Source organism: Streptomyces sp. NPDC006463 (assembly GCF_042870715.1).
GTDB lineage: Bacteria > Actinomycetota > Actinomycetes > Streptomycetales > Streptomycetaceae > Streptomyces.
The window spans coordinates 182,099-205,465 of record NZ_JBIAHP010000010.1; the positions used below are offsets into that span (position 1 = coordinate 182,099).

Consider the following 23,367-nt stretch of genomic DNA (forward strand, 5'->3'; position numbering starts at 1 on the left):
GGGCCCAATCTTGAATGGTCCGAACGGACTATGGGTAAGCGGCAGATCACCCGACGGAGTGATCGGACGACATGCCCGACCATTCCGGCGATTCGGGTGAAATCACCGAGTCGCCGGATGAGTGCCCTCAGCACGGACGGCGATATTCGGACATGAGTCCACCCCATTCGGGAAGGGTGAAAATCAAGCCGAGGGGTTGATGTCGCACCGCACTGCTGTGACAGTTGAGGACAGCTTAGGCCAAGGCATTCGCGCGTGTCCGGCGAATGAGAACGTAGGCTGCCCTCCATGGGAAAGAAGCGCTCGGGCGGCGGGCTCACGGGGAGCCAGCAGGCCGCCAAGTTCCTCGGGGTGTCCGTTCTCTCCGGAGTTGTGCTCGCCGGTATGGCGATTCCGGCGGCAGGCGCCCTGGGACTCGCGGCCAAGGGCACGGTCGAGGGATTCGACGAGATCCCGGCCAATCTCAAGACTCCGCCACTGAGCCAGCGGACCACGATTCTGGACGCGGAGGGTGGCTTGATCGCCACTGTCTATTCGCGCGACCGGCAGGTGGTCCCGCTCACGGCGATCTCCCCGTACATGCAGAAGGCGATCGTCGCCATCGAGGACTCGCGTTTCTACGAGCACGGCGCGGTCGACATGAAGGGCATCCTGCGCGCGGTCAACCGCAACGCGCAGGAGGGCGGCGCCGCTCAGGGCGCCTCCACGCTCACGCAGCAGTACGTGAAGAACGTGTTCGTCGAAGAGGCCGGCGACGACGAGACCAAGGTGCGCGAGGCCCAGGAGAAGAGCCTCGGCCGCAAGATCCGCGAGCTGAAGTACGCGATCCAGGTCGAGGAGGAGCTCGGGAAGAAGAAGATCCTCGAGAACTACCTCAACATCACGTACTTCGGCCAGCAGGCCTACGGAATCGAATCCGCCGCCCAGCGCTACTTCAGCAAGCCGGCCAAGGACCTGACCCTGGACGAGTCCGCGCTGCTCGCGGGCGTCGTCCAGTCGCCGAGCCGGTACGACCCGGTGAACGACGCGCAGGAGGCGCTCAAGCGCCGCAACGTCGTCCTCCAGCGGATGGCCGACATCAAGGACGTCTCCCAGGCGGAGGTCGACGCGGCGAAGGCGAAGCCGGTCACGCTGAAGGTGACCCGGCCCAAGAACGGCTGCATCACCGCGGTCAAGGGCGCGGGCTTCTTCTGCGACTACGTGCGCAACACCTTCCTGACCGACGCGGTCTTCGGCAAGACGCGCGAGGAGCGGGCGAAGATCTGGAACCAGGGCGGCCTGACGGTACGGACGACCCTGGACCCGCAGTCGCAGGACGCGGCCAACGAGTCGATCAAGGACCACGTCTACCAGGAGGACTCGATCGCGACGGCTGTGACCATGGTCCAGCCGGGCACCGGACGGGTGCTGGCGATGGGCCAGTCCAAGCCGTACGGCTTCGGGAAGAACGAGACGCAGATCAACTTCTCCGTGGACAAGCGGATGGGCGGCTCGAACTTCGGCTTCCAGGTGGGTTCGACCTTCAAGCCGTTCATCGCGGCGGCCGCCCTGGAGCGGGGCCTGCCGCCGACGAAGGTGTACGGAGCACCGAACAAGATCGACTACCCGACGCCGATCCAGAAGTGCGACGGGTCGCAGTGGCTGAACCTGCCCGTCAACGGCAAGATCCAGACGGCCAAGAACGAAACCGAGGACGAGATCGGCCCGTACGCGCTGAGGACGGCGATGGAGAAGTCCATCAACACGTACTTCGTCGAGATGATCGGCGAGATCGGCCTCTGCCCGGTGACGGAGATGACGCAGAAGCTCGGCGTGACCCCGGCGGACGGCTCGAAGCTGCCGGAGGCCCCGTCGATCGCGCTCGGCTCCGCCGAGCTCTCCCCGCTGACCATGGCCAACGCGTACGCGACCTTCGCCAACCGGGGCATCTACTGCACCCCGGTCGCCATCGAGTCGATCACCGACTCCCACGGCAAGGCGCTGGCGGTGCCGAAGTCCAAGTGCGACCGGGCCATGGAGCAGGACACGGCCGACACCATCAACACCCTGCTGCGCGGAGTGGTCGACTCCGGTACGGGTGAGCGGGCCGGCCTGACCGACCGCGACAGCGCCGGCAAGACCGGTACGACGGACTCCCGGTACAACGCCTGGTTCGTCGGCTACACCCCGAACATCTCGAGCGCGGTGTGGGTCGGCTCGGGCGGCGCGAAGAAAATCACGATGGAGGACATCGTGATCGGCGGCAAGCCGTACGAGAAGGTCTTCGGCGGCGGCCTGCCCGGCCCGATCTGGAAGGACGCGGTCACGGGCGCACTGGCCGGGCGCGAGGTTCTCTCCTTCACCACGGTCAGCATCCCGGACCCGCTGCTTCCGTCCGGCGGTCCCCGCCCCAACAAGCCGCCCACTTCCCCGACGAACCCGCACAAGCCCGGCAAGCCGGGCGACAACAAGCCCGGCGGCCGGCCCGGCGGCCAGACGACCGGCGGGCCCACGGGCGGTAGCGATCCGACCAACCCGTTCCCGGGGATCACGATCCCGCCGGGCCTGATCGGCGGACCCGACACCCAGTAGGCACCCGCACGCGAGAGGGGCCCCAGCCGGATCCGGCTGGGGCCCCTCCGCACTTCCCGTGCGGGCTCAGGAAAGCTGCTGCTTGACGACCGCGGCGACGCGCCCGCCCTCGGCCAGTCCGGCGACCTTCGGGTTCACGATCTTCATGACGGCGCCCATGGCCCGCGGTCCCTCGGCTCCCGCGGCCCTGGCTTCCGCGACGGCCTGCGCCACGATCGCGACGAGCTCGTCGTCGGTGAGCTGCTTGGGCAGGTACGTGTCGAGGAACTCGCCCTCCGCGGTCTCCCGCGCGGCCTGCTCGGGACGGCCGCCCTGGGCGAAGGCATCGGCGGCCTCGCGGCGCTTCTTCGCCTCCTTGGCGATCACCTTGAGGACTTCCTCGTCGGAGAGCACGCGTGCTTCCTTGCCCGCGACCTCCTGGTTGGTGATGGCGGAGAGGGTCAGTCGCAGGGTGGACGAGTGCAGCTCGTTCCGCTCCCTGATGGCGGTCGTGAGGTCTTCCTGGAGCCTGGCCTTGAGCGTGGTCATGGACCTGAGTCTGCCAGGTGCGGGGGCGGTGGCGCCCGTTGGTTTTCCGGGTCTGCGACGATGGGCCCATGCGTGCGCGTTACGGAGTCCCCCTGAAGGCAGCTGCCGGAATCGCCGCGGTGGGGGCCGCGGGTGTGGCCTACGCCGCCGGTTTCGAGGCGCGGTCCTTCCGCCTGCGCCGTATCACGGTGCCCGTCCTGCCCCAGGGGATGCGCCCGCTGCGCGTGCTCCAGGTCTCGGACATCCACATGGTCGGCGGGCAGCGCAAGAAGCGCGCCTGGCTGCAGTCGCTGGCCGGTCTGCGCCCCGACTTCGTCGTGAACACCGGCGACAACCTCTCCGACACCGAGGGTGTCCCGGAGGTGCTCGACGCCCTGGGCCCCCTGATGGACTTCCCCGGCGTCTACGTCTTCGGGTCGAACGACTACTACGGGCCGCGGCTGCGCAACCCCGGGCGCTACCTGATCGAGAAGGTCCAGGGCCGGCACGGGCTGAACGGCAACAAGCCGGTCGTCGGCGCCGTGCACAACCCGTGGGAGGAACTGCGGGACGCCTTCGACGCCGCGGGCTGGCTGAACCTCACCAACGCCCGGGCTCGGCTGAAGCTCGAAGGCCTGGAGCTCGCCTTCACCGGGCTGGACGACCCGCACATCAAGCGCGACCGCTACGAGCGGGTGGCCGGCGGCCCGGAGACGGACGCGGACTTCTCGCTGGCCGTGGTGCACGCCCCGTACCTGCGGACGCTGGAGTCCTTCACGGCGGACGGCTACCCGCTGATCCTGGCGGGCCACACGCACGGCGGGCAGCTGTGCATCCCCTTCTACGGCGCGCTCGTCACCAACTGCGACCTGGACACGAAGCGGGTGAAGGGCCTCTCCACGCACGAGGCGGGCGGTCACCGCGCGTACCTCCACGTCTCGGCCGGCTGCGGCACCAACCGGTTCACCCCGGTCCGCTTCGCGTGTCCGCCGGAGGCGACCCTCCTGACGCTGACCCCCAAGTCGCAGGGGTGAGGGAAGGCGGGTACGGCGGTCTTCCGCGCCCCCGCCGCCCCCTGCGCGAAAACCGGATTTCGTCTCCGGCCAAGGGTCCGCTAAAGTAATCGATGTCGCCAGGGCAGCAAGCGCCGCTAGGGCGACGATCGGGGTGTAGCGCAGCTTGGCAGCGCGCTTCGTTCGGGACGAAGAGGTCGTGGGTTCAAATCCCGCCACCCCGACTTCGTAAGACCAGGTCAGGGGCCTGATCCACTCAGTGGATCAGGCCCCTGTTTGGCGTTTTCCCCTGTCTCGGGAGCCATCGGGGAGCCGACCTCCGCGGATCCGGCTCCCACGGGGAGCCGGTCAGGCAGCGGCGCCGCCTTCCGGGGTAGTCGTGCGCGCACTCCTGTCGTCGAGGACGATCAACGCGGGGCCGTTCTCCTTCTCGGCCAGATGCGTCACGCGGTCGACCGCGAGAGCCGTCCTGCGGTAGACGGCTGCGGCGAGCGCCCACGTGGCCAGGTCCTGGCCGCCATCACCAGGCGACGTTGCGCCGCCCTCGTGTTCCCGGGTCACCTTCCACATCGTGGTGAGCACGGCGAGCAGGGACCTTCCCGAGAGGGATGCCTCGACCCGGCCGCCATCCGCGTCGTCGATCCGCTCGGGGAGCCGGAAGTGGGTGTGCCCGCTGGTGTGCTCTGCGATGAAGTCCCACGTCTCCCGGTGACAGATCAGCGTCGCGGAGGCGATCGCAGCAGCCGACAGGAGGCACTGCAGGTGGGCGCGCTGGTCATCCTGGTCGGCCTGAGCGGGGTCCTGGACCGGCTCCGCGACGGGCGTCAGGTGCGGCCCGGTTTCCGGCTTTCCTGCCGTGTTCCCATGGCCGTGGGCATTGCGGACTTCTTCCAGCACGCGGGGTTCCTTCCCGTCGGATCGTTCGGTCAGCTCGGCCGGCTCTCCGAGTACCTCGGGCTCGGCTGGGTCCGGCCCAGCGGGCGGCTGCACAACGGACTCCGTGGTGGCCGGGGCGCCGGCAACCAAGGGGCTCGCCACCTGGGGCGGCAGCAGCGGCACCGCCTGAACGCCCTCTTCCAGCCGTCGACTCAGGGCCTCCAGACCGCTCCGCGCCTCCGCCAGGTCGGTGAGCATCCGTTCCTGCCGCCGCCGGAGCTCGCGGTTCTCCTCACGCAGACCCATCGTGCCTTGCGCCACTGCTTCGAGGACCTTCTGGCGTGTCTGGTCCACCGTCACGTAGAGCGCACTCAGGCCCGTAGCAGGATCCTCAAGTGTGCGCCGTATGACGTCGAGTTGACTGAGTGCCTTGTCCGTCTCGGCCCTCCGCCGCATGCAACCCCCTCTTCACTGTCGGTGATGACTCGCTCATCTCTCCCCGACGCCGTGTCAGCTAATGCGATGATTTCCAGCCGAATCACGATTCCGCTTGTGCGGGGCTGACGCGGCCGGTACCACCGAGACCATGCACCGTTGGTCACCGCTCAACGATCGCCAGCTCGCCCTCCTGACTCGGATCAGTGAGGGCGTCGAACCCGTCTCGTCGGGAACCCCCGAACTCGCCCTCACCGCCCGAGCCCTGAAAGAGCGGGGGCACATCGCCATGCCCAAAGAGGGCGGACGATGGAGGGCGGAGATCACCGAGGTCGGGCGCTTCTACCTCCAGCACGGCCATCACCCTGACCGGCCCGAGCCGGCTCCACGGAAGTCTCGCCCGGCAACCACGTCCGGACCGAAGAAGCAGGAATCCGACCGCCCTGAACAGAAGGCCGCCGTCGAACAGAAGCCCCCGGCACAGCGCATCGCTAGAACCCCGAGGCCCTCTCCCGCCGACATCGGACCGGCTCTGATCACCGAGGTGCAGCAGGCCGGCCGCTTCCTCCGAGTCCCGAACCCGGACGAGGCCGCGCGGGCCCGCTACCGAAGGGCATTCGACGCGGCTCGCCAGTGTGCGCCGGCCGGGTACCACCTGAAGTACAGCGGGCGGACCAAGGGGGACTTCTTCCTGGGGCTGCTCCGGGTGACCGGCGAGGACGACACGGAGTGGAACCGGATTCGGCTGGCGCGCAGTCGTGTGATCACCGACGTGGACGATGTCGTCGCGGCCGTGACTGCGGATCACAGCGCCTTCGAGATCTCCGAGGGGGTCCTGCCCCGCGTTCTGGACCTGCTCCGCCTCATCGCCGAGCAGGCCCTCCCCCTCCACGGGGAGATCGCGGTGTCCAAGAAGCGCAGGCAGCCGAGGCCACTGCTCACGATCCATGGCCGGACGTACGAGATCACCTTCAAGGAACGACAGAAACAGGTCCGGTACGTGCCCAAGCCGACGGGCCGCCGCACGTACGACTGGCAGCGAGTCGTCCCGGCGCAACGGTTCGAGCCGTCCGGGGAACTGGAGATGGTCCTCGCCCAGCAACAGGGCTACCAGTACGGCTGGAAGAAGGAGTGGGCCGACACCGAGAAGAAGCCGCTTGAGGACCAGATCGGTTCGGTACTCCGGGCGCTCAGGCCCCGGGCCGACGAGCAGGAACGGGCCCGGCTGGAGCGGGAGGCCGAACAGCGTCGGCTCCAGGACGAGCGGGAACGGCAGCAAGCCGAGAACCGCCGACTGGAAGCCGAGAGGCAAGAGCGCGCCCAACGGGAGTGGGAGGCTGCGGTCGGCGTGGCTTCGATCAAGGCGGTGGACGCCGCTCGGGCCGAGCACTTCGGCACGGCGCTGGAACAGTGGCGAGCCGAAGGAGAGATCCGGACCTTCTGCACCGCTCTGGATGAGGCCGCCGCCCAGACGGAGGACCCCATCGAGGCCGAGCGGCTCCGGGAGTGGTCGGCGTGGGGCTGGACGGAGGCCGACCGTCTGGACCCCACCTTGAACGGGAAGGGGCTTGGCGTCCGGAACTTCCACGCGGAGCCGACGGGGGACGAGCTGCAGCCGTTCCTCGACGGCTGGCACCCGCACCGCCCGGAAAAGGTGAAGCCACCGGCCGAGCCCACACCGCCCAAGCCGGAGCCCGAGCGGTGGCGTGACGGCTTCAACGACGTACGTCGGGACCAAGGCTGGAGATATGGACCCCAAGGCCGCGCTCAATGGTGGAGGCGATGACGCCGTGCCCACGGTCCCGGAGCGCCTTCACCGCCTGCTCGACCAATTCGCCGAGTCGCAGCACCTCGGCGCGTAGGGCGACGAGCTCGTCGTAGCGCTCGGCCTTCTCCTCCCCGCACCACTCCTGGACCGTGCGCAGGGCACCCGCCTCCGCGTCCAGCTTGCGGTCGTCCCGGCGGTGGTACGACTGCCAGGAGGGCCGGGCGCGCTCCTCATCCACGGCCTGCTGCCGCCGGTCCACCTCCGGCAGGACCTCTTCGGCAAGACGCTGAGCCACCTGCCGCGCAATCCTCTCGGCGACCGGCCAGCCGACCAGGCAAAGGCCGTTGCGGTTATCCAGCGAGTGGGATGGGGATTTCGAATCGACGGTAGCAACGGCCGGGACCTCGCCGATCCGAATTACCGCCAGGCTCGGCCGCACAAGATCAGAGGCGGGATGGTGTCGCGTTGCGGTTCGTGGCAGGGTCGCCCCCATGCGGATTTTGGTGATGGGCGGCACCTGGTTCCTTGGCCGGGCGATCGTTGACGACGCGCTTCGACGCGGCTGGGAGGTAACGACGTTCAACCGGGGCCGCTCCGGTACGGTCGAGGGTTCCGACGCCGTCCGGGGTGACCGGACGAGTGCCGATGATCTGAAGCGGTTGGCCTCACGAGGACCGTGGGATGCCGTGGTCGACACGTCCAGCAGCGAGTTCCCGCCCCGTGACGTGCTCCTCGCCACCGACCTCCTGCGGCCGGCCGCAGCCCGGTGGGTGCACGTCTCCACGGTCTCCGTCTATGAGGGGTGGCCGCACCACCCGCTCACCGAGGACTCCCCGCTGTTGGAGTGCCCGCCGGACGCCGATGAGTCGTTCGGGTACACCGGCGCCGATGGGAGCCCGACGAAGTACGGGTTCCAGAAGGCAGGCGGAGAGGCCGCAGTGCGCGCCGCCTTCGGGGACGACGTGGTGTTCCTCCGGCCTGGGGTGATCTTGGGGCCTGGCGAATACGTCGGCCGCCTCCCGTGGTGGCTCACCCGTGCCAAGCGCGGCGGCCCGATCGTTGTCCCCGCCCCCGCCGCCCAGATGATCCAGCCCGTGGACGTGCGGGACGTCGCCACCTTCGCCGTCGATCAGGCCGCCGACACCGATGGCCCCGGCCAGGCGTTCAACATCGCCCACCCCGAAGGCATCAGCTGGGCCGACTTCATCGCCACGTGCCTGGCCGTCACCGGTAACACTGGCAGCCCGGCGTGGGCCGATGCGGCGGCACTTACCGCGCATGGTGTGAAGCAGTGGACAGAGCTCCCGCTGTGGCGCACCCACTCTGGAGTGTGGTCCGTTGACGCCTCCCGTGCCGTAGCGGCCGGGCTCCGCTGCCGTCCGCTCGCCGACACCATTGCCGACACATGGGCGTGGATGCAGGCAGACGGTCGACCGGTCGAACACCCACGGTGGGACGAGCACGGAGTGGACCCAGCCAAGGAAGCCCTGATCCTCGCCGCCCTCGGCCACCCGTAGGAACAGGGGCAGGTTCAGGGCTCGATGGCGAGGAGCCCGCTCCCCGTACCCAGCTGCCTCGGTGCCGAGAGACGCCCGAATTCCTCGATCTGTTCGCCGAGCGTGACAGCTATCCGCGTCTCCCTGAACGCGGGGGCTGTCAGAGCCCGCCGCAAACCGCCGGTGCGATCCAGCAGCCCCGCCACACGCTGTTCCGCCGGAATCGCCCACACCGTCTCCAGCGTCGCAGCCGCCGCGTCCAGGTCGCCCCGGAGCAGCTGCGCCGCTGCGAGGTCGGCCGCGGCCTTGCCCCGTACCGGTACCGACTGCCGGGCCGGCGGCCGGGACGCGACCAGATCCAGCGCCCGTCGCGCCGTCACTTCCGCCCCCGCTCCGTCACCGACAAGCAGAGCGGTGGTGCCGTTGGACATCAGCAGCCGCTCCTCGCTGAAGGCAAACTCACCTCCGACCTCGTCGTGCAGGGCGTCCCGCTCGCCGCTGTCCTGCCGCGTGGACGCGACGAGCGCGCGGGTGGCCCGTTCCCGGTCCCCGAGGTGCCCGTGGGCGCGGGCTTCGATGGACAGCAGCCGCCGCCTGGCCGTGTCGCCCAGACCGGCGTAGGCCAGCGCGGTCCGCGCGTGCCGTACGGCCTCCGAGGGACGGCCCGTGAAGTACGCGCAGACCGCTAAGGACCCGGTGGCATAGGCCCGTAGCGGATCGAAGCGAGCCATCTCTCCATACAGGGCAGCCGACCGGGCGAGACGTGCCGAGTCGTCCAGGGCTCCGAGGTCGAACGCGGCGGTCGACAGCAGCGCGCACGCCTGGCCCGCCACGATCAGCAGGTCCTGCTGCTGCACAGGCACCTTGGTGAGTCCACGTTGGTGCTCCGCCTCCGAGCGCAGGACCTTCGCCCGCCGGAACACGTCGAAGGCGCTCACGGCCCCGTACGAGCGGGCGAGGGACAGTGCGTCGTCACGAAGCTGGTCGATGGTCGTGTCGGATACGGACTGCGCGGCGGCAGCCCCCGCCTCATCGGCGGCGTCACGTGCGGTCATCGCGATTTCACTTTCGAGGTCGTACGCAGTGGAAGCCACCGATGTCGAGTTCGATAGCGCGGGCGGTGACCCGAACAGTGCCGCGGCCTCCACGTCGAAGAGCCGCTCCAGTACCCGACACGTGTCCGGCCCCGGCATCGTCTTGATCCGGCCCGAGGTCCACCGCCGGAACTGTGACTCGGACACCGACAGGCCCTGTACGCCGGCCTGTGAGGCCGCGCGCTCGAACGCCGTGACGAAGTCCCTGTAACGCCAATGCCGCTGCTGGACTAAGACGCGCAGCAGCGTCGCCGGATCGTCCATCGGTCGCTCCCTCAAGGTCAGGAGACGGGCCACGTCGCGCCCCGCTCCACTTCGTGCCTACCCGTCAACACCCCTGCTGCGCAATGAAATCCGAGCAGATGACATCGCAGGGCTACCTCCATGACACCTCGGTCACCCGGGCGAGCACCAGATGACACCCACCGCGTCGTGGCCGTGACACCCATACCAGGGGGACTCTTACGTCACTTCGACGACCCCGGTGAAAGGGAGTGGACCGTGAGCAGCCCCCGGCTTCCCCGACGAACCCCTGGCGCGACCAGCACGCACTACGAGGCCGTCGTAGCCCCGTACGTGGAGACGTCAGCCGGCACCCCGTCGGAGCGCCACGGCCTGCCCCGGGCCGCCGAGGCGTTCCGTAGCCGGAACGGCGACCCCTCCACCTGGAGCTCCGCCCAGTTCGACGCCTTCCTCGGCCTCGGAGGAGCCCAATGAGCGAGACCACGGGGGCGAACGTCTGGGTCACGGAGGACACCGGGCACCGGTTCCTCGGCCAGGACGTCGAACACCCCGCCAGCGGACGGCGCGGAACCGTGGGCGCCGTCCTGATCTACGCATCGAGACTCACCGGCAGACCGGTCAGGAAGGTGGCGCACATGCGCCCTCTGGACCGTTCGGGTCGGGAATGGACCGCCGATCCGGACACCCTCCAGCTCCTCCAGCCGATCGCCCACTCGGCACAGACCAGCCGCACAAAGGGCTGAACAGACTTCCCGCCCGGTGCTGATCAAGCGGTCGGTACCGGGCGGGAACGGCGCCCAGGGCGCCGTGCACGAAACCGGTCTGGTGCCGTACGGCACCACACCGGCGGCACCAGAGCGGATCCAAACTGCCCGTCCCGGGCAGTCACCCTTCCACCAAGGAGATCAGCTATGCCGAAGCCCAGGAAAGAGAAGCAGAACCACCTCATCTACGCGGACGTCGTGGACTCCAAGTCCAAGGCGGGCGTGTGGATGGGTGAGCGTGCTTCCTTCCGCGACAAGCAGGGCCGCATCCTGGAGGCCCTGAAGGACCGCACCGACTGGGTCAGCCTGGAGGGCGCGGTCATGGTCATCAGCACCGAGCCGGCCGGTCTCACGGTCATCGCGCCGAACCCGACGCTCCCCGGTGTGATCGTCCTCTCCGACGGCGGTTCCCCCGCGGCCTCCGCCCGGCTCCAGGCCGACGCCGAGGACAAGGTCCGCGCCGTCATGGCCGAGCTGGGCATCGCCGAAGAGGAAACGGCGGCCTGACCCAGTGGCCACTCCCCAGCTGCTGTGGGGGAAATACTTCCAGTACGACCGTGACGGCGAGGCTGTCCTCCTCGACCCGGTCACGCTGGAGAGTGTGCTTCTCGACTCCGGCGAGGTCTCTGACCTCGCCGGGGTCCCCCCGACCGCGACACACTTAGCCCTCGCCGGGCTCGGCTTCACCCAGGACGGCCCTGCGGCCGACCGTCGTGAAGCTCTCCACCACCGCCTCCACACCCTGGGCATCGACCCGACGCCGCGCCGGATCAGCGGCCTCCGGGTGGTGCTCACCGACCGCTGCAACATGGCCTGCACGTACTGCTTCGTCGACACCAACAGCGGCAAGCCGGACATGACGGAGCAGGAGCTCGCCGCCGGCCTTGAGTTCCTGTTCGAGCAGAACGCTGGGCAAGAGGAGGTTTCGATCCAGTGGTTCGGCGGCGAGCCGACGATCCGCTTCGACCTCATGCAGTACGGCGACGAGCTCGCCGACACCCTCGCCGCCCGGTACGGCGTCGAGCGGGTCCGGCGAACGGTCGTCACCAACGGCGCCCGCCTGACGGACGAGGCCCTCGACCACTTCGTACAGCGCGAGTACGGGGTGGGTATCTCCATCGACGGCCCTCCGGGGATCAACTCGGCGAACCGACTCCTCCTCGGCGGACAGCCCGCTGACGACCGCATCCGCCGCAACGTCCGGCGTCTGGTCGAGGCGAAGGGCCTGCACGTCGGCTGCAACCTCACCCCGACTGCGTCGAACATCGGGCGCCTCGCCGAGAGCGTGCAGTGGATCATCGACGACCTCGGCCTCAAGTTCATCTACGTCAACACGCCCATCCCCACCGGGGGCAAGTGGCGGGTGAACGGCGCGGACCTGGCCCGGGAACTCTACGAGGCCCGCCTGACCGCGCTTGGGAAGGGCGGGATGATCTTCTCCGTCCTTGACCGGGCCTTCCAGGCCCTCGACACCCGCCGGCCGATGCTGTTCGACCACATGCAGGGCGACCGCAGCCTCAACGCAGCCCTGCTGCCCGGCAACCGGGTCAGCGTGTGCGACATCAACTTCACCGAGCCCTCGTTCCTCCACACACTCGACGAGCTGCGATCGGACCTCAGCCTCCTCACAAGGGCGACGAAGAAGGTCGCGCCGCTCCCCGAGTGCGGCGACTGCCCGGCGCTGGCCATCTGCGGCGGCCCGTCCCGCAACGAGCAGGCCCTCATCGGCGGCAGCACCCCCGACCCGCAGATGTGCGCCTTCTACACCAACACCGTGGCCATCGCGGTCTGGGACAACACGGGGGTGCAATGAGCACCCCGGTCCGTACGGCGCTGATCTCGACGGCCGGCCACTGCGAAGTCGCGTGCAGTTTCTGCTTCCGGGCCGACCGCGCCCGCGGCTTCCTCACCACCGCCACGTACACGCGCGCCCTGTCGCGGCTGAAGGAGAACGGGGTCGAGGGCGTGTGCCTCACGGGCGGTGAGCCGACCCACCACCCGGACCTCCGGCAGCTCGTCCGCCTGGCTCTCCAGTTCGGCATGACGGTGTCCATGGTGACCTCGGCCCGCTCGGAGGCTGAGGTCACCGCCCTCGCGGAGGTCGGCCGCCTTCTGACCAACGTGACCGTCTCCGCGGACTCCCAGGGCGCGATGACACTCGGCCGCACCACCCGGAGTGCGGCCTCGGCTGTCGCGACGCTGGACGCCGTCGACACTCCCTCGAAGGTCCTGCACCTGACCTACTGGGATGTGGACGTCGAGGAATCCGAGCAGCTCGCTGACCTCGTAGCGGGAACGGGGATCGACGTTCAGCTCAGCCCCGTTCTCCTCTCCGAAAGCGCCCTGCGCCGGGACGGCCGATCGATCCAGGACTCCCTGATGCAGAGGGCCCGCGACACGGCGGCACTCGACCAGTACTTCCGCCTGTCCAACGGATACCGGTCCTACCTCGACGACCTGCGGCAGCTACAGCTGTCCAAGGAGGAGAGCCACCCCTGTCGGTCGGCCACCCTCTACATGTCGGCTGACGGAGAGGTGCGGCACTGCCCCTACGGAGCATCCGAGGTCAGTGTCCACGCCCCCCGTACCGAGATCCGAGCCTTCCTCGACGCGCCGGCCACGGACCGCGTCGGACCCGACTGCGCCGCCATCTGCCGCCCCGCGTCCCGCGACTGCGCGGCGGCCTGACCTTGGGAGTCCACGTGCAACCGTCGGTCTCCGTCACCGATCCCGACGACTTCAACAGCCACTGGAGACAGCCGCCGAACTTCCGTATGCAGGTCCCCTTCGACTACCTGTTCTTACCGGCGATCGACATCCTCGACCACGTCCGCCGGGACGACGAGGTGCGCTTCACGGTCCTCGGCGAGGACGACTGGGCGGTGCGTATGGAGCGCACCGCCGCGTTCCGCACGGCCCCGGTCGAGGAGATCGCCACCTGGCCGTTCCGCCTGGTGCACTTCAACCTCGCCCGGTTCTACGGCGAGCTCCTGGCTGGCTTCCAGGAGGAGGTCATGGTCCCCTGGCGCACCTACCTGTCGGCGCAGGGATTCACGTGGCAGCGGTGCGCGCCCATCCTGTTCCTGTCCACCGAAGGCGCGGCCTCGACCTACCACAACGACAACTCGCACGGTCTGGTGTGGCAGGTCCAAGGGGTCAAGACCTTCCACAGCTACCACAACCCCGACATGCACCTGTCCCCCGAAGCCGCGGTCCTCGGTGAGACCACCGCCGAAGATCCCCCACCGCACGATGAGGCGCAGCGGCAGTCGGTGACGATGCAGCCGGGCGACCAGCTGTGGAGTCATGCCCTGACCCCGCACTGGGTCACCACTGAATCGCCGCTCGCTCTCAGCGTCACCCTCTCCCATGGCGGCCTCTCCCGCCGTGGCCGGTACGCCGACCGCGAGCTGGCTCTGCGCGAGCACTGGGACAAGAACCCCGACGAGGCATGGACCCTCGACCTGGGCCACACCCGGTACTGAGCAAAGCCCTGCTGCCCCACCGCCAAGCCAGCGGTGGGGCAGCAGTGCGTCTACCCCTGGCTCAGGGGGTGAGGCGGTTCGGTCCCCGGAACAGGAACGCGGCCTCGCGGATCGAGTCCAGGCCGAGCATGACCATCAGGATCCGGCCGAGGCCGGCGCCGAGTCCGCCGTGGGGCGGGCACCCGAAGCGGAAGATGTTCATGTAGTCCTGCATAGGCTCGGTGTCCATGCTCTTCTCCTCGGCCTGCTTGAGCAGCACGTCGGAGCGGTGCTCTCGCTGGGCCCCGGTGGTGATCTCCAGGCCCTTCCAGAGCAGGTCGAAGCTGAGCGTCAGGTCCGGCCGGTCCGCCGGACGCATGTGGTAGAAGGGCCGGATGCTGGCCGGGTAGTGCGTGATGAACACGAACTCGTGGCCCGTGCGCTCCTTCATGTGGGCGGCGATGGTGCGCTCGCCTTCCGGGTCCAGGTCCTCCTTGACGCCTTCGGGGTCCCAGCCGCCGGCCCGCAGGATCTCCTGTGCCTCGGCCATCGTGATCCTGGGGAACGGGGCCTTCGGAACGACGACCTCGATGCCGAAGATCTCCTGGATCGCCTCACCGTGGACCTCGGCGACCTTGGCGATGGCGTGAGCGAGCATCCGCTCCTCGAACGCCATCACGTCCTCGACGTCGTCGATCCACGACAGCTCGACGTCCACGCCGGTGAACTCGGTCGCGTGCCGGGAGGTGTACGACGGCTCGGCGCGGAAAACGGGCCCGATCTCGAAGACGCGGTCGATGCCGGCGGCCACGGCCATCTGCTTGTAGAACTGCGGCGACTGCGCGAGGTAGGCCGAGCGGTCGAAGTACCCGAGCTTGAACACCTCCGCGCCGGACTCCGAAGCGGTGCCCATCAGCTTCGGCGTGTGCATCTCCGTGCAGCCGTTCTGCATGGCGTACTCGCGCAGCCCCTGCTCCAGGGTCGTCTGCGCGGCGAACACCATCTGCGCGGTGGCCCGCTTGCGTACGTCGAGGAAGCGCCAGTCGAGTCGGTGCTCGGGGCCGGTGTGCTCGTCGATCGGCAGGGGCGTCTCTGCCCGGTTCAGCACCTCGATCGTCTCGGGGACGATCTCCCGGCCACCCAGGTTGACCTGAGCCGCCTCGACGACACGGCCTGTGATCCGGACGGCGGACTCGGGGGTAAGCGACTCGATGATGGCTTCGAGCGGGCCGCCGTCACGCTTGTGGGTCACCTGGACCATGCCGGAGTGGTCCCGCAGGATGACGAACTGCATCTTGCGCTGCAGCCGGAGTGCGTTCACCCAGCCGGAGACGCTGACGGTCTGGTCGACGTGTGCGCGTAGGTCGGAAGCCAGTACGCGGCTAGTGGTGTGGATCATCGCAGCCCTCCAGGGGCGTCGTCATGATCCCTTGGAAGCGTGGGCGAGAAGGGTACTCGCGGTGCCACCACGCCTTTGCCACCGCCAGACAGCGGCGGCCTCATTCAGCCCGATGACGGGGGCAAACCGGCGGGGCATTGGGCCCGAAGGCCTTTCCTCCCCGCGCTCGGGAGGGTCTTCACCATGGGTGCGAGTCCGCCTTCACAGCTGCCGGCGGCTCTCTCTGCTCGCGTGATCCGTGGCTACTCGTCTCCGTCGACGCGTTGGTCACGAGGATAGGGATGCCACAAGCCCCTCGCAACGGATTCAGAACGGTGGCGCGCCAGGTGGCCGGATGTCACCCCTGCCGAGGCCAGATAGGACGCCCCTTCTTCCATCGCTGCCGTGTAAGGCCGTCACGAGTGCGCGGGAACTACGATCGGGCCGCGAAGCCGTCCGGGCCGCTCGCGGCCTTGGACTCCCGACCAGGAGGGGACCGCCGCACATGGGTAGGACTGAGTACTACAACGACCCCACCGCACCGAAGGCCAACACCCTCATCCCTGCGAGCAACCTGCTCGTCATCGACGACAACGGCGCCATCCTGCTCCAGCGTCGCCGGGACACCGGCCAGTGGGCGCTGCCCGGCGGCGCCCAGGACATCGGCGAGACCGCCGCCGAGTGCGCTGTCCGCGAGTGCCTGGAGGAGACCGGCATCGTCGCCGAGATCACCGGCTTCCTCGGCATCTACACCAACCCGCGCCACATCGTGGCATACACCGACGGTGAGATCCGCCAGCAGTACGAGAACACCTACATTGGCCGCCCCGTCGGCGGCGAGCCCACGATCAACGACGAGGCAGACGGCGTCCGCCTCATCCAGCCCGCCGACCTCGACCAATACGACATCCACGCCAGCGTGCGCCAGCAGATCGGCGACTACCTCGCTGGCACGTACCCCTACCTGGGCTGAGCCACCAGTGCCGCCTCCACTGCAAAGATCCGTACGTGAGGCTGCGTGGACACCACCCGCTACATGTGGCTGGTTCCGGGACGACATCAACTTGGTGCTTCGAACCCATTCGGGGTGTCGCGCAGACTTGGTAGCCGGGCCGTCTCCTTCAGTCAGCTGGGTAGGAGGATCGGCTGCGCGACACGATCTCGTAGACCGGTCGATGTCTTCATAGAAGCCCCGCTGTACCAAATCTCCGGAATGATGACAGGCATGATTCCTACGTTCGATGTCGAAATTCGCCACGACTATGACGTGGCCGACCTACGGACAGACTTGACCGCCGAGCAGGTAGCCAGTGGCTTCACTGACCACCACGGGTACGAGAGCCTCGGCCTGCCCAGTTGGCAGGACGTCGCGGAGTGCCTCAGCGCTGAGGCTGAGATCCTCGCGCAGGCCAGACAGTCGAGTGCGCCGGATGGCATCAAGGAGGTACTTGACGCGATCGACGACGAGGACGGGGACGGGGTGGAGTTCGCCGAGTTCATGGCGGCGTTCTACGGGAACGACGTCGGAGTGGCTGGCCTGAGCTTGGCCCTCAGCGCGGCTCGGGGAGCCACCTTCTACTCCTGCTCCAGCGGTCTCGACAGTCACCACCATGCCGAGTACCCGATGGTGGGCGTCGTGCCTGACGCTCAGCGAGCGTGCCTGCTCGCCGAACTCGCGGAACGCGCCGGCTGCGGAATCGGACAGCAGTGGGGCCGCTGGTACCTCTACGCCGAGTCGCTGAGTGCTACGCACGCCCTTGGGCAGTTGATCCTGGAACAGCGAGACGCGTTCGACGCGCTTCCCGAGCCGAAGTGGGTCGATGGCCTTATGGAGCAGCTCGAGAGGATCGACGACTACTGATCTGACCTCCTGGAAGCCCGCAGAGGCCGCCGCGCAAGCGTGCTACCCCTCCCTGAGCCCAGGAACTGGTCATCAGCGGGGTGCGACCTGCTCATCCTTGGTCAGAACAGGCCGCAGGTTGTCCACTCGGCTCCTGTCGGATCAACCTTGGGCTCCAGGCGGGCTGCTTGCCGCCGGAGGCACCCACAACCGAACGGTGCGGTCGACGCTAGCGCTGGCGAGCACGGAGCTGTCCGGGGAGAAGGTGACAGCCGTCACTGCGCCGTGGTGACCGACGAGAGCGTCTCCGACGGGCTGGTGGGTGACAGGATCCCAAAGGCGGACGGTGCGATCGTCGCTGGCCGTAGCGAGTAGGCCGCCATCGGGAGAGAAAACCAGGGCCGCAACGGCATCATCATGGCCCTTCAGGGGCTTTCCTACCGGCTGGTGGGTGGGTACGTCCCACAGTTGAATCAAGTGATCATCTCCCGCGGTAGCGATCAGGCTGCCGTCGGGCGAAAAGCCCACCGAGGTGACGGAGCCACCGTGGCCGTCCAGGAGCTTGCCTGTTGGCACTCGGCTCGTGGAGTCCCACAGCCACACCGTGCCGGCGTCGGTGGCGGTTGCGATCAACCTGCCGTCAGGGGAGAACGCGATCCCGGTGACGAGTCCGTCGTGGCCGGTCAACGGCTCACCTGCGGCTCGCTGGGTGGTTGGTACCCAGAGCCGTACGGCGCCTCCGTCATTGGCGACAGCGAGGATGGTTCCGTTAGGCGAGAAGACCACTGACGTGATGGGGCCGAGGTGGTCAGTCAAGCGACTGCCTGCTGGCGTCCGAGTGGCCGCGTCCCATAGACGTACCGCGCCGCCACGGTCCGCCGTGGCGATCAGGGTGCCGTCGGGAGAGAAGGTCACCGCACTCACGGAGTCACGGTGATTGGTCAGGGGCCGGCCGACTGATCGCCGACTGGCGGGGTCCCAGAAGCGCACCGTGTCGTCGGCACCGGCAGTCGCGAGTTGGGTCCCGTCCGGGGAGAACACCACAGCGCGGACCGCATCGCGGTGCCCGACAATAGGCGCCAAGGAGATGGCTTCCCCGTTCTTGAGTGCGGTGAGGACACTCCTGCTGGCGAGCCCCCGTGCGGTCAGGAAATCGAGCCGGGCACGTGGCTCGGCGTGCTGTGTGATCAGGTTCTCGTGCGGGTCGCTTTCATGCCGCGCACGCTGTGTCGGGACTGACGCTGGCAGGATGTCCTGGACCGTCCACAGCCGCACCGTGCCATCAAATCCGGCGGTGGCGAGCGACCCACCGTCGGGGGAAAAAGCTACGGCTGTGGCCTTGCCAGTATGGCCGATCAGGGGCGCGCAGACAGCCTGCCCGGTGGCGGGATCCCAAAGCCGCACCACGCCATCGAAGTCGGTGGTGGCGAGCAGTTTGCCATCGGGGGAGAACGCTACGGCCGTGGCGGAGCCGGTGTGCCCTGTGAGGGGCGCTCCGGCTGTCCGCCGGGTCGCGGGATTCCAAAGGCGCACCATGCCGTCGTCACTGGCGGTGGCGAGAAGGTCACCGTCAGGGGAGAAGGCGACCGATCTGACGGGACCGGAATGGCCCATCAAGGGTTTGCCGACTGTACGACGAGTTGCTGGGTCCCATAGGTGCACCATGCCGTCGAAGCTCGCGGTGGCGAACAGGCCGCCGTCAGGGGAGAACCTCACCGCTGTGACGGGTCCGGAGTGGCCGGTCAGGGGATTGCCTATAGGTTCGTGACTGAATCGATCCCAGAGGCGCACCGTGCAATCGAAGCTGACGGCGGCCAGCAGGCTGCCGTCGGGGGAGAAAGCCACCTCCGTGACCGCGACATTCTTCGTGGTAGGGAGCGCCTTGACCTCATCCTGGGTGCCAGGATCCCAAAGGCGCACCTCGCCGTAGTCGTTGGCGGTGGCGAGCAAGCTGCCGTCGGGGGAGAACACGACCGACCGCGTGATGCTCCCGCGACCAAGCAGGGGCTCACCGACCGCTTCTTGGGTGACCGGGTCCCAGAGCGTCACCACTCCAACCCCGCTAGCGGTTGCCATCAGGTTGTCAGCGGGGCGAAACGCCACTGACCACACGAAACCGGAGTGTGGAAGCGTCGGCGACTCGAGACGAGATCTCGAGCGTCGACCGCCCTCCCCGGATGCGGCCGAGTCCGCCGCACGTACTGGCGTATCGGGAGTCGACGCGGTCGGCGGGGCGTTAGCCGGGACGGGCGTTCGCATGGGCTTGGATGCCGAGCGCGCGTGGCGGACCCCAACGCGTAGCTTTTCGACTCGGGTCCACTCCGCGCGCCACCACTCGACTGTCGGATGATCTCGGCCCACTGGACGGCTATCGCTCGAGATGCTGAGAAGTGTCCGGACGAGCGCGATGAGGAAGTCGAGGCGGGGCAGACGTTTCGCATTAAGGGCTTCACTGATCGCGGAGGCTGACAGCGACTGCCCCGGAGGCGCGGCGAGGCTGATCGCACGTTGGGTCGGTTTGCCGCAATCGATCCGCAACTTCTCGAGATTGGAGGCGAAGTCCGCGAGTTCGCGCTGGAACACGACTCCGGGAGCGTCCTCATCCGCCACGTACGTCCCCCTGATGGTCTGTGGGATTCAGCGTAGGACGCGGTTTACCGAACAGGACCGAACTCTGCCGAACATCACCATACATAGTGTGTGTTCGCTCGGCGGGCCACTCGGTACGGCGATGGCCTGCGCCGATCGAGCTTGTCCGGGTCTCTTCGTGCCGTGCTGGGCGCTGCTGGCCGGGCTGGTGTGCTGAGGGCATGGATGAAAACGAAGAGACCACCGCGCCGCCCGCTCCTCGGACTCCCGCCACGGCAGAGCCGGCGCGGGAGGCGCCGATCCACGAACGGATGCTCGACCTGGCCGCGCTGCTGATCCTGATCACCTTGGCGACGGGCGTCTTCATGCTCGCCGGCCCCGAGGCGTTCACCGCAGTCACCAGTGTCGGGTTGGGGCTGTTCGCGGCCTGGCGTGGCCGGCCGCCGAGACCGTGAGTCGCGGTGGAGGCCCCGACGGTTGCCGATGGTCGCCTCCTGTTGATGGAACTACGCGAGGCGCCCCTCAGGCCCACTCGCGATCTATCGAGCGATCCCCGCCTGATCGGTAGGGCGGGGGCGCGACGCCGGCCCCATCACCGAGCCGCCCGGCGTCGGGACTTATCCGACGGATGCCCCCATCGATGTCCCGGCGGTCTTGGGCTGGCCTCTCTCTCACGGACCTGCCTGGCACCGCCCGTGCGCGGCCTGGGCGAGGCCCCCTCGAACCCTCGGAATCGGTGGTCGACCAACTACGAAAGGTGATCGTCCTCCGCGTTGGGATCACCAATCGCGCCGTGCTCGGCCACCCACAAGAATGAGGTGAACTTTCTCGACAGCGGTTACATGTACCATCCAATCCGCGGTATGCTTTCACAATGTCTGAGCTGCAAGAAGAGCCAAAGCGTGATCGCACCGGGGTCGAGTTGTTCGCGGGGGCGGGCGGCCTGGCCATGGCGGTCCACAAGGCGGGCTTCCGGCCATTGCTGTTCAACGAGTTCGCCCCGCGAGCCTGTCAGACCCTGGAGGCGAACGGGGCGAAGCCTCGGGGGGACGAGGAACGCATCCCCGAGCCTGGGGAGCCGTGGCCGCTGGTGGCGGGCGACGTCCAAGACCTGGACATGAGCTATCTGCTCGGTCGTGTCGACGTGCTCGCCGGCGGTCCTCCCTGTCAGCCCTTCAGCCTCGGGGGTATCGCGAAGGGGGACGAGGACAAGCGGAACATGTTCCCGCAGATGTTCAAGGCGATGCGCCAGATCCGGCCCAAGGCCGTGATCTGCGAGAACGTCGTGGGACTGCTTAGGCCGTCCTTCAAGCCGTATCTCGAGTACATCCTGCGTGAGATGGAGATGCCCTTCGAGCTGCGAGACCCCAATACCCCTTGGCAGAAGCACAATCAAGACCTCATGGACCTCGTCAAGGCCAGAGACAGGGCTTCGGGTGACCCGGCGGAGCGCTACAAGGTGGTGATGACGCGCGTGAACGCCGCGGACTACGGCGTCCCGCAGATCAGGCATCGCATCATCATCGTCGCCTTCCGGGAGGACCTCGGTGTCGACATCGAGCAGTTCAAGAAGGATGTACTTCCCCAGTACTCCGAGGAGGCGCTCTTCCGGGCCATGCTCGATGATTCCGACGACTCCTACTGGAGCCGCCATCCCGAGGTTCCCGAACCCGTACGCGCCGCGGCCATGGCCAGGGCCAGGGCCGGGATCGCTAAGGGCGCCGCGCTCATCCCGGACGGATCGAAGCCCTGGCGGACCTTCCGGGACGCCATCGCCGGTATCGACGAGAACGAGGGTGATCCGCTGCCGAAGATCTCCTGGGACAGGCTCGACCGCCAGGAGCATCGCGCTGGGGGATTCACTGACCACATCGGGTGGCCCGGGGCTCGGATCTATAAGGGCCACACACCCAATGAGCTGGACCGTCCCGCCAAGACCGTGAAGGCTGGCGTGCACGGGGTCCCGGGCGGGGAGTCCGTGATGCTGACTGATGATCTGGAGACTCCCGGAGGCACTACCTACAAGCACAGGTATATGACCGTGCGAGAGACGGCCCGCGTCATGACCTTCCCCGACGATTGGAAGCTTGAAGGACCTCGTGGGGAGAAGATGCGGCAGCTCGGCAACGCGGTCCCGGTGAAGCTCGGCGCGGTATTCGCCAATGCGGTGGCCAAGGCCCTCGATACGGCGTCGGGGCCGACGACGTGATTGACGTCTCGAAGCCGCCTCAGGGTCGATGGAACGACAGGTTGCCCCCCGATCGCGCCTGGAAAGGGCGGCCGGGAAGGACCCGGAAGGCGCTGTCCGCTGAACAGGACAAAGCGGCGGGTGGTCGCCATCGGCGTGAGGTTGTCCTGGAAGACGGCCGCGTGGTTCACGCCTCGGTCTCCTTGAGGGTCCTACCCAAGACGCGGCGTATCCGCGCGTCACTGCGCTGGGGCGATGGGAGGAAGTCCCCGGAGCGCTATCTGGGGGAGGTCGAACACGACAGCCGTGGGGCCAACCTCGCTGAGGGGTGGCGGCTGGCCTGGGCTAAGGGCCTTTTGCGGGAGCACGCCCTGCCGGAGGGCTCGACGGCTTCGACGCCGGCGGTCCGTGCCTCCATGAAAGGCAACCGTGGAAGGGACACGAAGCCCGAGAAGGTACTCAGGTCCCTCCTCTTCAAGGAAGGGCTTCGCTACCGGGTCAACGCACCGCCCGTCCAGGGCCTCCGACGTAGCGCGGATGTGCTGTTCCCGAAGGCAAGAGTCGCGGTGTTCGTCGACGGCTGCTTCTGGCACGTCTGTCCGGAGCATCATCGGCCGGCGACGAAGAACAAGGAGTTCTGGACGGAGAAGTTCGCCGAGAACCAGCGGCGGGACGCCGAGACCAACCGGATCCTGGAGGAAGCGGGCTGGACGGTGATCCGGGTTTGGGAGCACGAGGCGCCGGACAAGGTGGCGCGACGGGTCATCGCAGCGGTCCGCCGTGCGACCGCCTAGCTGTGCCTACAGCTCCTCACCATGCAGTAGGTCGTCCATAGCGTCGGTCAACCTGCGTAGGACGATTCGGCCGTCACCATCGCTGTATGCGAGGACGGCACTCCCCGCGTCGAGACCGGCCTCGGCGAGGATCCCCAAGGGGATCTGCACCTGGCCGCTCGCATCGATTGGGACCTGCGCGGGTTCCCGGATCATGAGGGTGATTCTCGCACGCTGTGAACCGTGGGGGCGGGGTGCGGAGTGGGTTCCAGCGGGGTTTCGAGATCTATGTCCCGCGGGTACCGGTGCCGCCCATTAGGGTTGACGCCATGCTGGTGGATGCACCGGGACCGGGACCGGTGGGGGCG

20 protein-coding genes, 1 tRNA gene and 1 pseudogene are annotated in these 23,367 nt (G+C 68.0%); 16 read left to right on the top strand and 6 right to left on the bottom strand.

Annotated features, from left to right (window positions below; translation table 11 throughout):
* The first annotated feature begins 288 nt into the window (after positions 1-288).
* Positions 289-2,571, top strand: coding sequence for a transglycosylase domain-containing protein (locus ACFYOB_RS19915; protein WP_388561142.1), 2,283 nt, complete (start codon positions 289-291; stop codon positions 2,569-2,571).
* A gap of 66 nt (positions 2,572-2,637) precedes the next feature.
* Here the strand turns inward: ACFYOB_RS19915 and ACFYOB_RS19920 are convergent, their stop codons facing one another.
* Positions 2,638-3,099, bottom strand: coding sequence for a GatB/YqeY domain-containing protein (locus ACFYOB_RS19920; RefSeq protein WP_388561143.1), 462 nt, complete (start codon positions 3,097-3,099; stop codon positions 2,638-2,640).
* Positions 3,100-3,167: 68 nt separating this feature from the next.
* Between ACFYOB_RS19920 and ACFYOB_RS19925 the strand changes: the two genes are divergently transcribed.
* Both ACFYOB_RS19925 and ACFYOB_RS19930 read left to right on the top strand, forming a co-directional pair.
* Entirely contained in the window at positions 3,168-4,112 is a 945-nt protein-coding gene (locus ACFYOB_RS19925) for a metallophosphoesterase (RefSeq protein ID WP_388561144.1), read from the top strand.
* A gap of 129 nt (positions 4,113-4,241) precedes the next feature.
* Positions 4,242-4,315 (top strand) — tRNA-Pro (locus tag ACFYOB_RS19930).
* Positions 4,316-4,439: 124 nt separating this feature from the next.
* Here ACFYOB_RS19930 and ACFYOB_RS19935 read toward each other — a convergent pair.
* Positions 4,440-5,321, bottom strand: coding sequence for a hypothetical protein (locus ACFYOB_RS19935; RefSeq protein WP_388561146.1), 882 nt, complete (start codon positions 5,319-5,321; stop codon positions 4,440-4,442).
* Between the two features lie 232 nt (positions 5,322-5,553).
* Here ACFYOB_RS19935 and ACFYOB_RS19940 point away from each other — a divergent pair, with 232 nt between their 5' ends.
* A complete protein-coding gene (locus tag ACFYOB_RS19940) occupies positions 5,554-7,188 on the top strand; it encodes a PE-PGRS family protein (protein ID WP_388561148.1) in 1,635 nt (544 codons plus the stop codon).
* Here the strand turns inward: ACFYOB_RS19940 and ACFYOB_RS19945 are convergent.
* A pseudogene (locus ACFYOB_RS19945) lies at positions 7,118-7,525 on the bottom strand (PE-PGRS family protein); the annotation flags it as partial. The gene ACFYOB_RS19940 and the pseudogene ACFYOB_RS19945 overlap by 71 nt on opposite strands.
* A 151-nt stretch (positions 7,526-7,676) precedes the next feature.
* Here ACFYOB_RS19945 and ACFYOB_RS19950 point away from each other — a divergent pair.
* Positions 7,677-8,687: an NAD-dependent epimerase/dehydratase family protein gene (locus tag ACFYOB_RS19950; RefSeq protein WP_388561440.1), complete on the top strand. Its 1,011-nt coding sequence runs from the start codon at positions 7,677-7,679 to the stop codon at positions 8,685-8,687.
* 14 nt (positions 8,688-8,701) lie between these two features.
* Here the strand turns inward: ACFYOB_RS19950 and ACFYOB_RS19955 are convergent, their stop codons facing one another.
* Positions 8,702-10,024: a DNA-binding protein gene (locus ACFYOB_RS19955; RefSeq protein ID WP_388561150.1), complete on the bottom strand. Its 1,323-nt coding sequence runs from the start codon at positions 10,022-10,024 to the stop codon at positions 8,702-8,704.
* A 237-nt stretch (positions 10,025-10,261) separates the two neighbouring features.
* Between ACFYOB_RS19955 and ACFYOB_RS19960 the strand changes: the two genes are divergently transcribed.
* The 6 genes from ACFYOB_RS19960 to ACFYOB_RS19985 all read left to right on the top strand — a co-directional run bounded on the left by ACFYOB_RS19960 (position 10,262) and on the right by ACFYOB_RS19985 (position 14,252).
* Positions 10,262-10,477: a hypothetical protein gene (locus ACFYOB_RS19960; protein ID WP_388561152.1), complete on the top strand. Its 216-nt coding sequence runs from the start codon at positions 10,262-10,264 to the stop codon at positions 10,475-10,477.
* Positions 10,474-10,746 (top strand): hypothetical protein, encoded by a 273-nt coding sequence (locus ACFYOB_RS19965; RefSeq protein WP_388561154.1) that lies wholly within the window; start codon positions 10,474-10,476, stop codon positions 10,744-10,746. Before ACFYOB_RS19960 ends, ACFYOB_RS19965 begins: the two co-directional genes overlap by 4 nt.
* 168 nt (positions 10,747-10,914) lie before the next feature.
* Entirely contained in the window at positions 10,915-11,274 is a 360-nt protein-coding gene (locus ACFYOB_RS19970; protein ID WP_266907177.1) for a hypothetical protein, read from the top strand.
* Positions 11,275-11,278: 4 nt separating this feature from the next.
* Entirely contained in the window at positions 11,279-12,580 is a 1,302-nt protein-coding gene (locus ACFYOB_RS19975) for a radical SAM protein (protein ID WP_388561156.1), read from the top strand.
* The gene (locus ACFYOB_RS19980; protein ID WP_388561158.1) at positions 12,577-13,455 is read left to right on the top strand and encodes a radical SAM protein; all 879 of its coding nucleotides are present in this window, start codon (positions 12,577-12,579) and stop codon (positions 13,453-13,455) included. Before ACFYOB_RS19975 ends, ACFYOB_RS19980 begins: the two co-directional genes overlap by 4 nt.
* A 14-nt stretch (positions 13,456-13,469) precedes the next feature.
* Positions 13,470-14,252, top strand: a complete 783-nt coding sequence (locus ACFYOB_RS19985) for a hypothetical protein (RefSeq protein WP_388561163.1) — start codon at positions 13,470-13,472, stop codon at positions 14,250-14,252.
* 61 nt (positions 14,253-14,313) lie between these two features.
* Here ACFYOB_RS19985 and aspS read toward each other — a convergent pair whose 3' ends face one another.
* Complete coding sequence (gene aspS, locus ACFYOB_RS19990) at positions 14,314-15,630, bottom strand: aspartate--tRNA(Asn) ligase (protein ID WP_388561165.1); 1,317 nt, start codon at positions 15,628-15,630, stop codon at positions 14,314-14,316.
* 484 nt (positions 15,631-16,114) lie between these two features.
* Here aspS and ACFYOB_RS19995 point away from each other — a divergent pair, with 484 nt between their 5' ends.
* Entirely contained in the window at positions 16,115-16,582 is a 468-nt protein-coding gene (locus ACFYOB_RS19995) for an NUDIX hydrolase (RefSeq protein WP_388561167.1), read from the top strand.
* 252 nt (positions 16,583-16,834) lie between these two features.
* On the top strand, positions 16,835-17,470 hold the full coding sequence (locus ACFYOB_RS20000; RefSeq protein WP_388561169.1) for a hypothetical protein: 636 nt from the start codon (positions 16,835-16,837) through the stop codon (positions 17,468-17,470).
* Positions 17,471-17,611: 141 nt separating this feature from the next.
* Here ACFYOB_RS20000 and ACFYOB_RS20005 read toward each other — a convergent pair whose 3' ends face one another.
* A complete protein-coding gene (locus tag ACFYOB_RS20005) occupies positions 17,612-19,498 on the bottom strand; it encodes a WD40 repeat domain-containing protein (RefSeq protein ID WP_388561171.1) in 1,887 nt (628 codons plus the stop codon).
* Positions 19,499-20,259: 761 nt separating this feature from the next.
* Here ACFYOB_RS20005 and ACFYOB_RS20010 point away from each other — a divergent pair.
* From ACFYOB_RS20010 to ACFYOB_RS20020, 3 genes are all read left to right on the top strand, one after another.
* A complete protein-coding gene (locus ACFYOB_RS20010) occupies positions 20,260-20,493 on the top strand; it encodes a hypothetical protein (RefSeq protein ID WP_388561173.1) in 234 nt (77 codons plus the stop codon).
* Between the two features lie 419 nt (positions 20,494-20,912).
* A complete protein-coding gene (locus tag ACFYOB_RS20015) occupies positions 20,913-22,247 on the top strand; it encodes a DNA cytosine methyltransferase (RefSeq protein WP_388561175.1) in 1,335 nt (444 codons plus the stop codon).
* Positions 22,244-23,020: a very short patch repair endonuclease gene (locus ACFYOB_RS20020; protein ID WP_388561177.1), complete on the top strand. Its 777-nt coding sequence runs from the start codon at positions 22,244-22,246 to the stop codon at positions 23,018-23,020. The genes ACFYOB_RS20015 and ACFYOB_RS20020 overlap by 4 nt, the downstream gene beginning before the upstream one ends.
* Positions 23,021-23,367 lie beyond the last annotated feature (347 nt).

Bases quoted from the DNA above. Each gene is read 5' to 3' on its own strand.
- ACFYOB_RS19995 (WP_388561167.1), top strand. From the start codon at position 16,115: ATGGGTAGGACTGAGTACTACAACGACCCCACCGCACCGAAGGCCAAC.
- ACFYOB_RS19980 (WP_388561158.1), top strand. From the start codon at position 12,577: ATGAGCACCCCGGTCCGTACGGCGCTGATCTCGACGGCCGGCCACTGC.
- ACFYOB_RS19940 (WP_388561148.1), top strand. From the start codon at position 5,554: ATGCACCGTTGGTCACCGCTCAACGATCGCCAGCTCGCCCTCCTGACT.
- ACFYOB_RS19950 (WP_388561440.1), top strand. From the start codon at position 7,677: ATGGGCGGCACCTGGTTCCTTGGCCGGGCGATCGTTGACGACGCGCTT.
- ACFYOB_RS19970 (WP_266907177.1), top strand. From the start codon at position 10,915: ATGCCGAAGCCCAGGAAAGAGAAGCAGAACCACCTCATCTACGCGGAC.
- ACFYOB_RS19915 (WP_388561142.1), top strand. From the start codon at position 289: ATGGGAAAGAAGCGCTCGGGCGGCGGGCTCACGGGGAGCCAGCAGGCC.
- ACFYOB_RS20000 (WP_388561169.1), top strand. From the start codon at position 16,835: ATGATTCCTACGTTCGATGTCGAAATTCGCCACGACTATGACGTGGCC.
- ACFYOB_RS19965 (WP_388561154.1), top strand. From the start codon at position 10,474: ATGAGCGAGACCACGGGGGCGAACGTCTGGGTCACGGAGGACACCGGG.
- ACFYOB_RS19955 (WP_388561150.1), bottom strand. From the start codon at position 10,024: ATGGACGATCCGGCGACGCTGCTGCGCGTCTTAGTCCAGCAGCGGCAT.
- aspS (WP_388561165.1), bottom strand. From the start codon at position 15,630: ATGATCCACACCACTAGCCGCGTACTGGCTTCCGACCTACGCGCACAC.
- ACFYOB_RS20010 (WP_388561173.1), top strand. From the start codon at position 20,260: ATGGATGAAAACGAAGAGACCACCGCGCCGCCCGCTCCTCGGACTCCC.
- ACFYOB_RS20015 (WP_388561175.1), top strand. From the start codon at position 20,913: ATGTCTGAGCTGCAAGAAGAGCCAAAGCGTGATCGCACCGGGGTCGAG.
- ACFYOB_RS19920 (WP_388561143.1), bottom strand. From the start codon at position 3,099: ATGACCACGCTCAAGGCCAGGCTCCAGGAAGACCTCACGACCGCCATC.
- ACFYOB_RS19925 (WP_388561144.1), top strand. From the start codon at position 3,168: ATGCGTGCGCGTTACGGAGTCCCCCTGAAGGCAGCTGCCGGAATCGCC.